This window comes from Dietzia cercidiphylli (assembly GCF_014145145.1).
Lineage (GTDB): Bacteria > Actinomycetota > Actinomycetes > Mycobacteriales > Mycobacteriaceae > Dietzia > Dietzia natronolimnaea.
Genome location: NZ_JAALEA010000041.1, coordinates 1 through 14,672 on the forward strand (window position 1 = coordinate 1; position 14,672 = coordinate 14,672).

Below are 14,672 nucleotides of genomic sequence, written 5' to 3' on the forward strand. Positions count from 1 at the left end.
GAGGGAGCGGCGGTGCCGGAGCCCCGGGGCGCCGGGGCAGCGGCCTCCCGTGGCGCCGACGTGCGGACTCCGGGCCCGCACTGCGCGTGGAGGCGGCCTACTGCGCTGAGGTGGTCGGGATGACACTCGAGGCGATGGGTGTCCTGCTGCCGGCCGGCGACGCCAGTTGGTACGACCCGGGCCGATTCTGGAGCGGGGACGCGCTGCCGCTCGCCCCGGGGTGGGGCTACGGGCGGGAGGTCGCCGTCACCGTTCCCGGTGGAGGAAGCCGGGATCGGTGAGCGTGGGTCAGCCGCCGAGGACCGCGGTGCTCAGGTCCGCCTCCGCGGCCTCCGGCGCCACGACCAGCAACTCGTCGCCCGGTTCGAACGGCACGTCGGGTTCGGGGGCTATCACCCTTCCCCCGCGGAGGATCGCCACCAGCGCCGCGTCCCGGGGGAAGCGGACGCGTGAGACCGGTCTGCCCGCGAGGGGGGTCTGGTCCGGCAGCGTCACGCTCACCAGATTGGCGCCGCCGCGCCGCAGGGTCATCAACCGCACGACGTCCCCGACGGAGACCGCCTCCTCCACGACGGAGACCATGAGTCGGGGGGTGGAGACGGCCACGTCGACGCCCCAGCGGTCGTCGAACAGCCACTCGTTCCGGGGGTCGTTGACGCGGGCGACCACGCGGGACACGGCGAACTCCGTCTTGGCCAGCAGGCTCACGACCAGGTTCACCTTGTCGTCGCCGGTGGCCGCGACCACCACGTCGGACTCCTCCGCGCGGAGTCGTTCGAGGAAGCCCAACTCGCACGCGTCGCCGACGAGTTGCCGGGCACCGGTCACCCCGTCGCGGTCGAAGACCGCCGCGCGCTTGTCGACCAGCGTCACGGTGTGGTCGTTGGCCAGGAGTTCGCGTGCGATCGATCGTCCCACCACGCCGGCCCCGGCCACCAGGACCCGCATGGTGGAGGCGTGGAACGTGCGGGCGGGGGCGCGGTCCAGCAGGCCGGCCCCGTCGGCGTAGTCGGGGACCGAACCGTCGGGGACGGGATCGCCGGTCACGGGTCGGTCAGTCATCAGATGGTCCTCGCTCCAGGATGTCGTCGAGATCGTCGACCACGCCCGAGGGAACGGCGAGGTGGATCAGGTCGTCGGCCTGCACGAGAGTGCTGCCGCCGGGCACCCTGCACTCCCCGAAGCGGGTGAGCGCGACCACGGTGCCACCGACCAGATCGGCGAGAGACGCCAGTCCCACGCCGACCCACACCGACGGAGGGACGACGGCGACGAGCGACACCTCGCCGGTCTGATCGCGCCAGACCACCGGGCTCGACCCGGACGTGATGTACCGGATGAGGCGGCCGGTGGCCCAGGGCACCGTGGCGACGGTGGGAATGCCCAGCCGCTCGTAGACCTCGGCGCGTCCGGCGTCGTAGATCCGGGCGATCACCCGCTCGACGCCGAAGGTCTCGCGGGCCACCCTCGCGGCGATGATGTTGGAGTTGTCCCCGGAGGAGACCGCCGCGAACGCGTCCGCCCCGTGTAACCCGGCGTCGACGAGGACCTCGCGATCGAAGCCGAGCCCGGTGACGGTGCGTCCGTCGAACTGCTCCGCCAACCTGGCGAACGCGGCGGGGTCGCGGTCGATCACCACGACCTCGTGACCGCCCTCGTCGAGCTCGGTCGCGAGCGCCGCGCCGACACGCCCACAGCCCATGATGATGACCCTCATGGCCAGTACCGCTCCTCACGGTCCGCGACGCGCGGACCCGTCCCGATCACGCTACCCTCGTCGGCGGCGCTGTCCCTGCGGCACGCGGAGCCCTACGATGTGTCGGTGTCCAGGATCTCCAGGGTCTCCGTCGGAACCAAGCGCCTGCTGTTGGGGCGCCCCTTCCGCAGCGACACCACCGGGGACACCCCGCTGCGCAAGCGGATAGCGTTGCCGGTCTTCGCGTCGGATGCGTTGTCCTCGGTCGCCTACGCCCCCGAGGAGATATTCCTCATCCTGTCGTTGGCCGGGGTGTCGGCGCTGGCGTTCACCCCGTGGGTCGGGCTCGCGGTGGCGGTGGTCATGGTGGTCGTGATCGCCTGCTACCGGCAGAACGTCCGCGCGTATCCGTCGGGCGGGGGGGACTACGAGGTCGCCACCGTCAATCTCGGGCCGAACGCCGGTCTGGGTGTGGGGGCGGCCCTCCTCATCGACTACGTGCTCACCGTGGCGGTGTCGATCTCGGCGGCGGCCGCCAACGTCGGCTCCGCGATCCCGTTCGTGCACTCGAACGAGGTGGTGTTCGCCGTCATCGCGATCGTCCTGCTCACCGCGATCAACCTCCGGGGCATCCGGGAGTCCCGCGCGACGTTCGCCATCCCCGTCTACGCGTTCATGGCGGCCATGACCGCGCTGGTGGTGTGGGGGTTGTTCCAGGTCGGCGTGCTTGGACGTGGCCTGAGGGCGGAGTCCGCGGAGTTCGAGCTCGTCACGCCCGACGGCGTGGCGGTCGCCGGGCTCGCGCTCGCGTTCGTGGTGGCCAAGTCCTTCGCCTCGGGCTGTGCCGCGTTGACCGGGGTCGAGGCCATCCACAACGGCGTGCCGGCGTTCCGCAGCCCCAGGGCCAGGAACGCCGCGACGACTCTGGTCATGCTCGGCGTGGTATCCATCTCGTTCCTGCTCGGGCTCATCGTGCTGGCCAACCAGCTCGGGGTGCAGGTCGCGGAGGACCCGGCCACCCAACTGATCGGTGCGCCGGAGGACTACCAGCAGAAGACGATGATCGCGCAGCTGGCCGACCCGGTCTTCGCGGATCTCCCTGTCGCCTTCTACGTGATCATGACCATCACCGCCCTCATCCTGGTGCTCGCGGCGAACACCGCCTTCAACGGTTTCCCCGTGCTCGCCTCGGTGCTCGCGCGCGACAAGTACCTGCCGAGGCAGCTCGCCACGCGCGGGGACCGGCTCGCGTTCTCCAACGGGATCGTCCTGCTCGCCGTGGCGGCGATCGTCCTGGTGGTGGCGTTCGACGCGCAGGTCACCGTGCTCATCCAGCTCTACATCGTCGGGGTCTTCGTGGCCTTCACTCTGAGCCAGCTCGGCATGGTCCGCCACTGGACCCGGCGGCTGGGCAACGAGCAGATCCCCGCCGTCCGGCGACGGGTGCAGCGCGCACGGGCGGTCAACGCGGTCGGGTTCGTCCTCACCTCCGGTGTGCTGGTGATCGTCATGAGCACGAAGTTCTTCGCCGGCGCCTACATCGCGGTGCTGGCGATGCTGGCCGTGTTCGGGGTCATGAAACTCATCCATCGTCACTACGAGTCGGTCGCGCGCGAACTCGAGGACTCGTCCTGGGAGGTCGTCCTCCCGAGCCGCACCCACTGTGTGGTGCTGGTGTCCAAACTGCACCTGCCCACCCTCCGGGCACTCGCCTACGCGCGGGCGACCCGACCGGACACCATCGAGGCGCTCACCGTGAACATCGAGACGGCGGAGACCCGGGTCCTGGTCCGCGAGTGGGAGAAGCGGCGGATCTCCGTGCCGCTCAAGGTGGTGGAGTCGCCGTACCGGGAGATCAACCGGCCGGTGGTCGACTACGTGAAACGATTGCGTGACCAGTCGCCCCGGGACGTCGTGATCGTGTACATCCCGGAGTACGTCGTGGGCCACTGGTGGGAGCAGCTCCTGCACAATCAGAGCGCGCTGCGTCTGAAGACCCGACTGCTGTACGAGAGGGGTGTCATGGTGACCAGCGTCCCGTGGCAGCTGTCGTCCTCGGACGGCCGCGCGGACCAGGCGCGTGACGAACCCATCATCGGGCGCTGGGGCGGACCGGAGGACCGATGACCCGGACGGAGAGAACCGACTGGACGGGGCGTGTGCTCCGGCTGCGCATCGAGGGCCCCGCGCAGGGCGGGGAGTTCGTGGCCCGGCATTCCGGGCGGGTGGTGTTCTGCCGGGGCGGGATCTCGGGGGAGCTGGTCGAGGTGATGATCCACGACGACCCGGGACGAGCCTTCTGTCGCGGCACCGTGACCGGCGTACTCGAGAGGTCGGTGGACCGGATCGACCCGCTGTGCCCCGCCGCGGCGGCGGGTGCGGGGTGCTGCGACTGGAGCCACATCGACCCGGCGGCCGCCCGTGCGTTCTCGGGGACCGTCCTGGCCGACCAGGCCCGCCGTATCGGGCGGATCCACTCCACCCCGGATCGCGTTCCGGTCGGGGTTCCCGCCGGCGACGGCGCGAGTACCGGGTGGCGGACGATCGCGCGGTGGGTGACGGGGTCCGACGGGGTGCCGGGCGTCCGGCGGTCGCGGTCGCGTGAGGTGGTGACCGAACCCTGTGTCCAGGCGGACCCGCGGCTCGCGGAGGCGGTCCGGACCGCGGGCGTAGGTCCGCACCGAGAGGTCCTCGGGGTCCTGGGGGACGACGGGGAGGTCCACGTCGCTCACCGACCGGTCACCGAACCGGCGACACGGGGGCGCGATCGCGGGTCCCGGAGGGGTGTGGCGACCCGGGCGCGGGCCCGGTCCTCCCGCGCCGGGGCATGGGAGCCCGTGATGGGTCCCCCCACCGTCACCCGACGGGTCGGCGAGCACACCTGGCGGCTACCGGTCGACGCATTCTGGCAGTCGCACAGATCCGCTGCCGTGCACTACTCCGATCTCGTCCGCCGCGCGGTGTCCGCCACCGCGGGGTTACCGGCGGAGCCGGTGGTCTGGGATCTCTACGGGGGGGCGGGCCTGTTCTCCGCGGCGGTGCTCGACGTCGCCCCTCGCGCGCAGCTGACCATCGTCGAATCCGCACGTCCGTCTCTCGACGCGGTGGGGACCGCCCTCGACGTCGGCCCGGGGGTCGTCCCGGTGGCTGCGCGGGTCGAGACGTTCCTCGACCGGACGGTCGGTGGGACCGACCGGAACGGTGAGCCCGATCTCGTGATCCTGGACCCGCCGAGGGGTGGTGCGGGGATCGACGTGATGACCGCGCTCGCGGGCGGAACGGCGTCGCGGATCATCCACGTGGGGTGCGACCCGGCGAGTCTGGCCCGCGACGTCGGGGTCCTGGTGACGGCCGGCTGGACGCTGACGGACCTGCGGGGGGTGGCCGCGTTCCCCGCGACGCACCACGTGGAGGGTCTCGCCGTCCTCGATTCCCCCCGCGCGCGCTGACCCGACCCTGTGGCGCACCTCGACCGGCCGAGGCGCCGGCGGGGTCTCGCGCCGATTGCCCGTAGACTGTTGGTTCGACCCTGAGGGGTGCGGCCAGGGAAGGGGCAGTCGACGGCAATGAGTGTGCTCGATCAGGTGAACGGCCCCTCCGACCTCCGTGCACTCGGACCCGACGAGCTGGTCCGGCTCTGCGGCGAGATCCGGGAGTTCCTCATCAGAAAGGTCTCCGCCACCGGCGGGCACCTCGGCCCCAATCTCGGTGTGGTGGAGTTGACCATCGCCCTGCACCGGGTCTTCGACTCCCCCCGGGACCCCATCGTCTTCGACACCGGACACCAGTCGTACGTCCACAAGATCGTCACCGGTCGTCGTGAGCAGTTCGACGGGCTCCGTACCCGCGGCGGATTGTCGGGATACCCGTGCCGCGCGGAGAGCGACCACGACGTCGTCGAGTCCTCGCACGCCACCTCGTCGCTGTCCTACGCCGACGGTCTCGCCAAGGCGTACTCCCTGCGCGGGGAGACCGACCGCACCGTCGTGGCCGTGATCGGCGACGGCGCGATGACCGGCGGGATGGCCTGGGAGGCGCTCAACAACATCGCGGCCGGCAAAGACCGGCCCATGGTGATCGTCGTCAACGACAACGGACGATCGTATTCCCCCACGATCGGAGGCCTGGCCGAACGACTCGGGGTCCTGAGGCTACAGCCCGCCTACGAGAAGGCGATGGACCACACCAAGCGCACCCTGGGCGCGCGCAAGGACGTCGTCGGCAAGGCCGTGTACTCGATCCTGCACGGGATCAAGACAGGCCTGAAGGACGTGGTGTCGCCGCAGGAGCTGTTCGCCGACCTGGGACTGAAGTACATGGGGCCGGTGGACGGACACAACCTGGCCGCCACCGAGGCCGCGCTGCGGCTGGCCAAGGACTTCGGCGGCCCGGTGGTGGTCCACGTGGTCACACGCAAGGGCATGGGGTACGTCCACGCGGAGAACAACGTCGCCGACCTCATGCACGCGACCGGGGTCATCGACCCCGACACCGGCCGACCGCTCTCGGAGTCGTCCGCGGTCGACTGGACGTCGGTCTTCTCCGCCGAACTGTGCGAGATCGGTGCCGAACGGGACGACGTCGTGGCCATCACCGCGGCCATGGCCGGGCCGACCGGACTGACGGCGTTCGGTGAACGTTTCCCGGACCGGATGTTCGACGTGGGCATCGCCGAGCAGCACGCCGTGGCCTCGGCCGCCGGACTGGCGCTCGGGGGGATGCACCCGGTGGTGGCCGTGTACTCGACCTTCCTCAACCGTGCGTTCGACCAGCTGCTCATGGACGTCGCGCTCCTCGGGCAGCCGGTCACCCTGGTGCTCGACCGCTCCGGGGTGACCGGCCCCGACGGCGCCAGTCACAACGGGATGTGGGACCTGTCGTTGACGGGGATCGTCCCCGGGGTTCGGGTGGCCGCACCGCGCGACGCCGAGACCCTGCGCGCGGAGCTCCGGGAGGCCGTCGAGGTGACCGACGGGCCGACCGTCGTGCGCTTTCCCAAGGGTTCGGTCGGTGAACCCGTCCCGGCACTGGAGACCAGTACCGACGGCGTCGACCGGGTGCACGGGTCCGGCGACGCCGACGTCCTCGTCGTCGCCGTCGGGTCGATGGTCGCGCCGTCGCTGGCCGCGGCCCGGGAACTCGAGACCGCCGGTGTCGCTGTCGACGTGGTCGATCCACGATGGGTCTATCCGGTCCCGCACTCGGTCGTCGACTCCGCCCGGGGTCGACAGCTCGTGGTGACCGTCGAGGACAACGGGCTCCACGGTGGCGTCGGGTCGGCGGTCTCCGCGAGTCTGGAGCGCGCCGGGGTCAGGGTGGACCGACTCGCCCTGGGGATACCCCAGGAGTTCCTCGACCACGCCTCCCGCGGTGAGATCCTCGCCGACGCCGGGTTGACCGCGGAGGGGATCGCCCGCGGGATCCGCCAGCGCCTCGGCGACCGGGTCGAGAGCTGAGTCCGGACGCCCTCAGCTCTCCGCTCTGAACTCGTGCACGGCGCCCAGCAGCGGAGCCTCCGTCAGTTCGATCTGCCAGCGGCGGGCACCCTCGGCCTGCAGGACCCGGTGCAGTAGCGCCGCGTCGTCGGCGGAGTCGGTGGTGGCGGCCCGCCACGCCCACAACCGGAGCGTCGACGCCTTGAGCAGCAGCCCCTGTTCGATTCCCACCTCCTCGGCGAGCTCACCGAGCGCCTCGCGCGCGGAGTCCAGGAGCGCCGCCGCCCCCGGGTCGGTCCGCTTCCAACTGGTGTGCGGGGGGTGCTCCCCGCGCGGCGCCTGGCGGGAGGGGAGGTCGCCACGCCCGAGTTCGGCGGCCCACTCCAACGCCGCCAGCCACTCGTCCGCCAGGCGTCTGCGGTGCGGGCCGTCGAACCCCTCGATCGCGAGCAGGTCGGTGCGGTTCGTCGGCGCGGTGCGTGCCGCCTCGATGATCGCCGCATCGGTGAGCAGCCTCTTGGGAGCGATGTCTCGCTCCGCGGCCACCCGGTCACGCGCCATCCACAACTCCCGTGCCCGGGCGAGTTGGCGGGCGTCGCGCAGGGAGGTCAGGCGGGCCAGCCTGCGCCAGGGATCCGGGGCGGGGGCGGGCGGATCCGAGTCGACGAGGTGTCGGCACTCGGCCTCGAACCAGTCGCGGCGGCCGAGTTCGTCGAGCCGGGGGAGTACCGCGTCCGCCAGTTCGTGGAGGAAGAGGACGTCGTAGGCGGCGTAGTCGAGCCAGGATGCGGGCAACGGGCGTCGCGACCAGTCCGCCGCCGAGTGGGCCTTGGCCAGCCCGATGCCCAGGTGCTCCGAGATCATCGCCCCGAGGTTCACCCGTTCCATCCCGAGGAACCGCCCGGCCAGTTCGGTGTCGATGACAGACGTCGGCCTGATCCCGAGCTCACGGAGTGACGGGAGGTCCTGGCTCGCGGCATGCAGGAGCAGGGGGCGTCCGGAGAGGACGCCCGCGAGCGGCCCGACCGTCTGGCCCGGCGTCTCGGGGTCCACCAGCAGTGCGGCCCCGCCGGCGGGGCGTAGTTGCAGGAGGAAGGCGCGCTCGGAGTAGCGGATCCCCGACGCGCGCTCGACGTCCACCGCGACCGGTCCGGCCGAGGACTCCACGACGGAGGCGACCGACCCGATGCCGGAGGCGTCGTCCACGAACTCGTACTCCGCCGGGGGCGGCGGCGCCCCCGGCGGGGTCTCTCCGCGTCGTCGGCCGCTCACGCCCGACGATGCAGGGAGGTCACGCCGACCGGCGGGAGTCCGGCCGCCAGGGAGAGCGTCTTGCAGAAGGCGGAGGCGTGACCGGTCAGGTTCGACTCGAGGGCGGTCCACGACGCGCGCAACTCGAGCTGGTGGGCCTGGGGTGGTCCGGAGATGTCGCCGTAGCGGACCGACGCGGTGCTGGTGACGGTTCCGCCCAGCGACGTGTACGGTCCGGCGTCCTCGTCGAGCGCCTCGGTGAGCCAACTCCAGGCGACCTGGGGCAGCAGGGGATCGCCCGCGAGTGAGGCCTCCATGTCGGCCTGGATGTAGGCGACCAGCCGCAGCGTGCCGTTCCACGCGTCGTCCCCGGAGGGGTCGTGGAGGAGGATCAGCCGACCGAACGCGTCCCCGTCGGAGAACTCGGGCACATCGTCCCCGGTCGGCGGGATGATCTCCACCCCGAGCGCATGACTGTACGGCGCCAGTCTCTGCGGCGGACGGATCGGGCCGACAGAGATCTCAGGGCGGACCTCGAGCCGGGACAGCGACTCGACCGCCTCCCGGAAGACCTCGGGCTCGCCGTCATTGACCGATGTGCTCACGGGTCGTCACGCTAGCCACCACCCGGCGGCGTCCCGAGGAGGCGCGCCGTCGCCCACCGGGGTGGGGTGGAGGGCCCCGGTGGCGCACTCGTGGGACCATGGGGGGGTGCTGAACTCCGATGTGCCCTCGAATCCCAGGTCCGTTGACACCCAGGGCGCCGGCCGCGCCACCGCGCGCCGGGCCGGGACCGGCCCCTACCTCGACGAAGTCGGGGGCACCGGTGCCGCTCACACGCCGGTGTGGTTCATGCGTCAGGCGGGTCGCTCGCTTCCCGAGTATCGCGAACTCCGGACCGGGAGCACCATGCTCGAGGCCTGTTTCGACCCCGAGATGACCTGCGAGGTCACCCTGCAGCCGGTCCGCCGTCACGGGGTGGACGCCGCGATCTTCTTCTCCGACATCGTCATCCCGCTGGCGGCGGCGGGTGTGGACATCGACATCGTGCCGGGCACCGGGCCCGTGGTAGCATCGCCGATCCGCGACGAGGCCGGGGTCGCCGCGCTTCCCGATCTCACCCCGGACCGGCTCGAGAAGATCGGCGAGGCGGTCCGCATGGTGGTGGCGGAGCTCGACCCGGAGGTCGCGCTCATCGGCTTCGCCGGCGCCCCCTTCACCCTCGCCTCCTACCTCATCGAGGGCGGACCGAGCCGTAACCATGAGCACACGAAGTCCCTGATGTACTCCCGCCCCGACGTCTGGCATGCACTGATGTCCAAGTTGGCGGACCTGACCACGGTGTTCCTGCGCGCGCAGATCGATGCGGGCGTGGACGCCGTCCAGCTGTTCGACTCGTGGGCCGGGGCGCTGAGCCTGCGGGACTACCGGTCGATGGTGCTCCCGCACTCCACCGGGATCTTCGCCGACGAGGTGATCTCCACGGTTCCCCGCACCCACTTCGGCGTGGGCACCGGAGAACTGCTCGGGGCGATGGGTGAGGCCGGTCCAGAGGTCGTCGGTGTGGACTGGCGCATCCCGCTCGACGACGCCGCGGTGCGGGCTCCGGGCAAGGTGCTCCAGGGCAACCTCGACCCCGCCATGCTCTTCGCCGACCGTCAGGCGCTGGACTCCGAGGTCCGGAGGATCCTCGACGAGGGGGCGCGGGCACGTGAGCTGGGCGCCCGCGGGCACGTGTTCAACCTCGGGCACGGCGTCCTGCCCGCCACCGACCCGGGTGCCGTGACCCACGTGGTCGAGCTGGTCCACGAGCTGACCGGGACGTAGGGATGCCCCCTCGTGTCGCGGTGGTCGGTGGCGGTCTCAGCGGACTCACCGCCGCCTATCAGCTCTCCCTCGACCTGCCCGGCGCACGGATCACGGTCCTCGAGGCGTCGGACTCCCTCGGTGGGGCGTTGCACACCGTCGACTTCCCGTCCGGCCCCATGGAGCTGGGGGCCGAGGCATTCATCGGTCGCCGACCGGAGGCCTCCGAGCTCGTCGCCGAGCTGGGGCTGACAGACACCCTGCGGCACCCCGGACCGCTCGGCCCGGCGATCCTCACCGACGGTCGACTGGTCCCGATGCCGGTCGGCACCCTCATGGGGCTGCCGTCCGACGTGGCCGGCCTGTCCGGTGTGCTGAGCCCCGGTGAGTCGGCCGTCGCCGCCCGTGAGACGGACACGCCGCTGGAGTGGGAACCCGGCGGGGACGTCTCGCTGGGCCGGCTCGTGGCCGACCGGTTCGGCGACGCGGTGGTCTCGCGGCTCGTCGATCCCATGCTCGGCGGGGTGTACGCCGCCCCCAGCTCGGGACTCGGCCTGCGGCAGGTCATCCCCGGTCTCGCCGAGGCGCTGGACCGCGGCGCACCGACGCTGACCGCCGCGATCGGTGAGCTCGTGGGCAACCGGGTGCCGGGGCCCGTGTTCGCCACCCTCGACGGCGGGTACAGGGGGCTCGTGTCCGCGCTCGCCGAGGCCTCGGGTGCCACGGTCCGCTCTCACGCCACCTGCACCGCGATCCATCGCGAGCCCTCCGGGTACACCCTGACGGTCACCGGAGCCCGCGGGTCGTGGGTCGAGAACGCCGACCTCGTCGTCGTCGCCGTCCCCGTCCCCCACGCCGCGCCGCTCCTGGCCGCCGCCGGTGGGGTCGACGGCGCCGTGTCCGGCCTGTCCGGGATCCGGACCGCCTCGTCCGCTGTGGTGGCGATGGAGGTGGACCGGGGGCTCGACCTGCCCGAGCTCTCCGGGGTGTTGGTGGCCACCGACGAGCCGGTCCCGTTCAAGGCGATGACCTTCACCAGTCGCAAGTGGCCTCACCTCGACACCCGACCGGGTCACCTGGTGCGGGTGTCGTTCGGTCGGCTCGACGACGACGACGTGCTCACCGCGGACGACATCGCACTGGCCCGGATGGCCGAGTCCGCCCTGGCCGGGGTGTGCGGATCCGCACCGACGATCCTGTACTCGCGTGTGCGCCGCTGGGAGGACGCGCTCGCCGAGATCGGTCCGGGGCACGCCGACCGGATCGCGGGCGTACGGGCCGAACTGGCGGACCGGTTGCCCGGGGTGGAAGTGGTCGGAGGGGCGACCGAGGGGGTCGGAGTGCCCGCGTGCATCGGTTCGGCACGGGCCGCGGCCCGGCGGTTGGCCGCCGGGTGGCAGGATTGAGCCATGGCACGCCTTGACTACAAGAAGCTCAACTCGACGCTCCGCTACCTGATGTTCTCGGTCTTCACCGTGACGCCCGGGGAGCTGGGGGAGGACCGGGCCGCGGTCACCGCGGACCTCGAGCGGTTCCTCGCCCGGTTCGACGGCACCGACGTGGTGGTCCGCGGACTGTACGACGTCTCGGGGCTCCGCGCCGAGGCCGACTTCATGATCTGGACCCACGCTGAGCACATCGAGGACCTGCAGCGGTTCTACAACGAGTTCCGGCGCACCACGATCCTGGGTCGGGCCAGCACGTCCTACTGGTCCAACACCGCTCTGCACCGACCGGCCGAGTTCAACAAGAGCCACATCCCGGCGTTCCTCGCCGAGGAGGAGCCGGGCGCGTACATCTCCGTGTACCCCTTTGTCCGCTCCTACGAGTGGTACCTGCTCCCCGACGAGGAGCGTCGCCAGATCCTCGCCGAGCACGGGCGCGCCGCCCGCGAGTACCCGGACGTCCGGGCCAACACCGTGCCGTCGTTCTCTCTGGGCGACTACGAATGGCTCCTGGCCTTCGAGGCCCCGCAGCTGGACCGGATCGTGGACCTGATGCGCGTCATGCGCAGCACAGAGGCGCGGCGTCACGTCCGTGAAGAGGTCCCGTTCTTCACCGGGCCCCGGATCAGCGCCGAGCAGTTGGCCACCACGATGCCCTGAGACGGCTCAGCGCCGCGGGGATCGACGCGAGGGGCCGGCCGGGACCACAACGTCCCGGCCGGCCCCTGCGTTGTGCGTTCAGTCCTCGGCGGGCTCGAGGGTCATGCTCAGCGAGTTGATGCAGTACCGCAGGTCCGTGGGGGTGGGGTAGCCCTCGCCGGAGAACACGTGACCGAGATGTCCGTGGCAGTTCGCACACACCACCTCGGTGCGGGTCATCCCGAGCGAGGTGTCGGTCCGCTCGATGACGGCCCCACCGGCCAGAGGCGTGAAGAACGAGGGCCAGCCGCAGTAGGAGTCGAACTTGGCGTCACTGCGGAACAGCTCGGCCCCGCAGCCGCGGCAGCGGTAGACCCCTTCGGTCTTGGTGTCGGTGTACTCCCCGGTGTACGGCCGCTCGGTGCCGGCCCGGCGCAGGACCTGGTACTCCTCGGGGGTCAGTCTGCGGCGCCATTCCGCATCGTCGAGGGTGAAGTCCGGTTGTGGAGTGCTGGAGGGGGTGTCGGTGCGCTCACTCATGTCCGCAGGCTACGCCGCCGCGGCGGCCGGTGCGATCCGCTCGTGTCGCCGCGGGTCCGTGCGCCGCCACAGCAGGATCACCAACACCGTGCACAGCAACAACAGCCATCCGAGCGTGGGATGGGCGAACTCCAGCAGTCGCCCGTAGTACGGCCACCGGGCCGACTCCCAGAAGTCCAGGGTGAAGAACCCGTACGCCGCCAGCCAGGCGGGCCAGTTGCGCACGAAGGACTTGTCCAGGACCACGGTGAGCATGATCGGGATCAGCATCATCGAGTAGTACATCTGCCCCAGGCTGGAGACCAGGAACACACCGGCCAGGATGACACCGGAGGTGGTGGCCAACCACAGCACCTCGTGGTTGTGCCGGTAGTCCAGCAGGAGCCACACGGCCACCAGGGTGGCCACCACGATGAGGATCCGGGCCACCAGGATGAGTGGTTCGGGGACACCGTAGTACAGGCCGAGGCCGGCGAGGGAGCTGTTGTAGTAGTCGCGGACCTCGCTCATGTACGGCGCGGTCACCTCGAGGTACCGCCCGGCGTCGACGGTGAGCGCCCAGCCCGCGGCCATGGCGGCGGCGGGGATCGCCACGGCGGCGACGAAGGGCTGCCACTGACGGCGGATGAGGGGGAGGACCAGTAGTGGCGCGAGCATCGGTTTGATGGCCAGGGACAGGCCCATGGCCACACCGGCCCACCACAGTCTCCGGCGGTGGAGGAGGTACAGGAACGCCACCTGGCACAGGAAGATCACGCCGTTGACGTTGGTGAAGACCAGGGTGTTGGTGACCGCCTCGGTGCAGAAGGCCCCCAGGAGGATCGCCGGGGCCGCGAACGACCGTACGTCGAGGTCGAACAACCTCATGAGGAGCCACAGCGCGCCGATGATCGCCGCGGTGTTGACGAGGATGAACAACCACCGCGCGACGGTGTAGTTGTCGATCACGCCGAAGGGGGCCAGCAGGAAGGTGCCGCTCGGGGCGTAGAGGTAGTGCGGCTGGACCGTGAGCAGGTTCTCGCTGTACACGGGTTCACCGGCCAGGAAGCGTCTGGTCGCCGCGTAGACGGTCCCGAAGTCGTTGGTGATCGATCCGTTGACGGCCTTGATCAGGACGCGGTGGATCACGGTCATGATCGCCAGCGGCCACAGGATGTGGTTCAGCAGGCGGGGCACGGAGTCAGCGCTTCGGGTCGGCAACGGCACGGTGTGCAGGCTACCGGCCCGGGTCGCGTCCCCCACGCAGGCGCCCCGGTCAGGAGGGACAGGCCACGGAACGGTCGACGGTGGCCGGGTCGGCGAGGAACTCCGTGACGGTCGATCTGGCGCACGCGGAGTGGAGGACCACGCGCGATCCGGGTGCACCCCAGGTGAGGACCCGGATGTCGCCGGCCCCTGCGGCCGACAGCATCCCCGCGGTGGGTTCCAGCGCGGCGGCACCGGCCACCGGGTCCGCGATCCCACCCATCAGCAGCACGGGCGCGGCGCCAGGTAGTTCCAGCGTGGACTCTCCCGGGACGGGCCAGGTCGAACACGCGGACAGCTGGGCGGCGAGGATCTCCCCGAAGGGTGCGTCATCCGTCCATTCGGCTGCGAGTTCCGGGACGCGGCTCACCGGCACCCGCCGGGGCAGATCGGAGCACCCCGCGACATAGGGCAGTGACGAGCTCGTCAACGCCTCCGCCCGGGCACGCACCGGGGATCCGGGCGAGTCCGCGCCCGGGCCCGCCTCCGCGATGTCGCCGAGGATCACGTCCCCCTCGGACGCCTCCGCCGCGGAGGCACCGGACAGGTCGGCGAGGGCGGAGCGGATGACGTCGGACAGGAGGGCGGCGGGCACGCGGGCACCCGGGTCCCGTG

General features: G+C 71.3%; 13 protein-coding genes and 1 pseudogene. 7 read left to right on the forward strand and 7 right to left on the reverse strand.

Features of this window, described 5'->3' with window-relative positions; translation table 11 throughout:
- A pseudogene (locus tag G6028_RS02255) lies at positions 1–281 on the forward strand (hypothetical protein); the annotation flags it as partial.
- Positions 282–288: 7 nt separating this feature from the next.
- Here the strand turns inward: G6028_RS02255 and G6028_RS02260 are convergent.
- Together G6028_RS02260 and G6028_RS02265 are read right to left on the reverse strand one after the other, a co-directional pair.
- Positions 289–948 carry a potassium channel family protein gene (locus G6028_RS02260; protein ID WP_182609329.1) on the reverse strand — a complete coding sequence of 220 codons (660 nt, stop codon included), beginning with the start codon at positions 946–948 and terminating at the stop codon, positions 289–291.
- A gap of 106 nt (positions 949–1,054) precedes the next feature.
- Positions 1,055–1,717 (reverse strand): potassium channel family protein, encoded by a 663-nt coding sequence (locus G6028_RS02265; RefSeq protein WP_182609328.1) that lies wholly within the window; start codon positions 1,715–1,717, stop codon positions 1,055–1,057.
- Positions 1,718–1,831: 114 nt separating this feature from the next.
- Between G6028_RS02265 and G6028_RS02270 the strand changes: the two genes are divergently transcribed.
- The 3 genes from G6028_RS02270 (at position 1,832) to dxs (ending at position 7,152) form a co-directional block, all read left to right on the forward strand.
- Positions 1,832–3,823 carry an amino acid permease gene (locus G6028_RS02270; RefSeq protein ID WP_182657929.1) on the forward strand — a complete coding sequence of 664 codons (1,992 nt, stop codon included), beginning with the start codon at positions 1,832–1,834 and terminating at the stop codon, positions 3,821–3,823.
- Positions 3,820–5,145: a class I SAM-dependent RNA methyltransferase gene (locus G6028_RS02275; protein ID WP_182657923.1), complete on the forward strand. Its 1,326-nt coding sequence runs from the start codon at positions 3,820–3,822 to the stop codon at positions 5,143–5,145. The genes G6028_RS02270 and G6028_RS02275 overlap by 4 nt, the downstream gene beginning before the upstream one ends.
- Before the next feature lie 117 nt (positions 5,146–5,262).
- Positions 5,263–7,152 (forward strand): 1-deoxy-D-xylulose-5-phosphate synthase, encoded by a 1,890-nt coding sequence (dxs, locus tag G6028_RS02280; RefSeq protein WP_182641609.1) that lies wholly within the window; start codon positions 5,263–5,265, stop codon positions 7,150–7,152.
- Between the two features lie 12 nt (positions 7,153–7,164).
- On the opposite strand, the gene G6028_RS02285 is transcribed toward dxs, so the two are convergent.
- Complete coding sequence (locus G6028_RS02285; RefSeq protein ID WP_182657924.1) at positions 7,165–8,403, reverse strand: HRDC domain-containing protein; 1,239 nt, start codon at positions 8,401–8,403, stop codon at positions 7,165–7,167.
- Positions 8,400–8,987, reverse strand: a complete 588-nt coding sequence (locus tag G6028_RS02290) for a DUF3000 domain-containing protein (RefSeq protein ID WP_179525398.1) — start codon at positions 8,985–8,987, stop codon at positions 8,400–8,402. The genes G6028_RS02285 and G6028_RS02290 overlap by 4 nt, the downstream gene beginning before the upstream one ends.
- Positions 8,988–9,093: 106 nt before the next feature.
- Between G6028_RS02290 and hemE the strand changes: the two genes are divergently transcribed.
- The 3 genes from hemE to hemQ are packed head-to-tail and all read left to right on the forward strand — an operon-like array spanning position 9,094 to position 12,293.
- The gene (gene hemE / locus G6028_RS02295; RefSeq protein WP_182657925.1) at positions 9,094–10,209 is read left to right on the forward strand and encodes a uroporphyrinogen decarboxylase; all 1,116 of its coding nucleotides are present in this window, start codon (positions 9,094–9,096) and stop codon (positions 10,207–10,209) included.
- 2 nt (positions 10,210–10,211) lie between these two features.
- The gene (gene hemG, locus G6028_RS02300; protein WP_182657926.1) at positions 10,212–11,594 is read left to right on the forward strand and encodes a protoporphyrinogen oxidase; all 1,383 of its coding nucleotides are present in this window, start codon (positions 10,212–10,214) and stop codon (positions 11,592–11,594) included.
- 3 nt (positions 11,595–11,597) lie between these two features.
- Positions 11,598–12,293 carry a hydrogen peroxide-dependent heme synthase gene (hemQ, locus tag G6028_RS02305; RefSeq protein ID WP_182638614.1) on the forward strand — a complete coding sequence of 232 codons (696 nt, stop codon included), beginning with the start codon at positions 11,598–11,600 and terminating at the stop codon, positions 12,291–12,293.
- 78 nt (positions 12,294–12,371) lie between these two features.
- On the opposite strand, the gene msrB is transcribed toward hemQ, so the two are convergent.
- From msrB to G6028_RS02320, 3 genes are all read right to left on the reverse strand, one after another.
- Positions 12,372–12,812 carry a peptide-methionine (R)-S-oxide reductase MsrB gene (msrB, locus tag G6028_RS02310; protein WP_182657927.1) on the reverse strand — a complete coding sequence of 147 codons (441 nt, stop codon included), beginning with the start codon at positions 12,810–12,812 and terminating at the stop codon, positions 12,372–12,374.
- A 9-nt stretch (positions 12,813–12,821) separates the two neighbouring features.
- Positions 12,822–14,018 (reverse strand): glycosyltransferase family 87 protein, encoded by a 1,197-nt coding sequence (locus G6028_RS02315; protein WP_338404122.1) that lies wholly within the window; start codon positions 14,016–14,018, stop codon positions 12,822–12,824.
- Between the two features lie 49 nt (positions 14,019–14,067).
- Positions 14,068–14,672, reverse strand: a 605-nt coding sequence (locus tag G6028_RS02320) for an alpha/beta hydrolase (protein WP_182657928.1), incomplete at its 5' end; no start/stop codon positions are given.

Excerpts from the sequence above, each read along its gene's own strand:
- dxs (WP_182641609.1), top strand. The coding sequence starts at position 5,263 with ATGAGTGTGCTCGATCAGGTGAACGGCCCCTCCGACCTCCGTGCACTC.
- hemG (WP_182657926.1), top strand. The coding sequence starts at position 10,212 with ATGCCCCCTCGTGTCGCGGTGGTCGGTGGCGGTCTCAGCGGACTCACC.
- msrB (WP_182657927.1), bottom strand. The coding sequence starts at position 12,812 with ATGAGTGAGCGCACCGACACCCCCTCCAGCACTCCACAACCGGACTTC.
- hemQ (WP_182638614.1), top strand. The coding sequence starts at position 11,598 with ATGGCACGCCTTGACTACAAGAAGCTCAACTCGACGCTCCGCTACCTG.
- G6028_RS02275 (WP_182657923.1), top strand. The coding sequence starts at position 3,820 with ATGACCCGGACGGAGAGAACCGACTGGACGGGGCGTGTGCTCCGGCTG.
- G6028_RS02260 (WP_182609329.1), bottom strand. The coding sequence starts at position 948 with ATGCGGGTCCTGGTGGCCGGGGCCGGCGTGGTGGGACGATCGATCGCA.
- G6028_RS02265 (WP_182609328.1), bottom strand. The coding sequence starts at position 1,717 with ATGAGGGTCATCATCATGGGCTGTGGGCGTGTCGGCGCGGCGCTCGCG.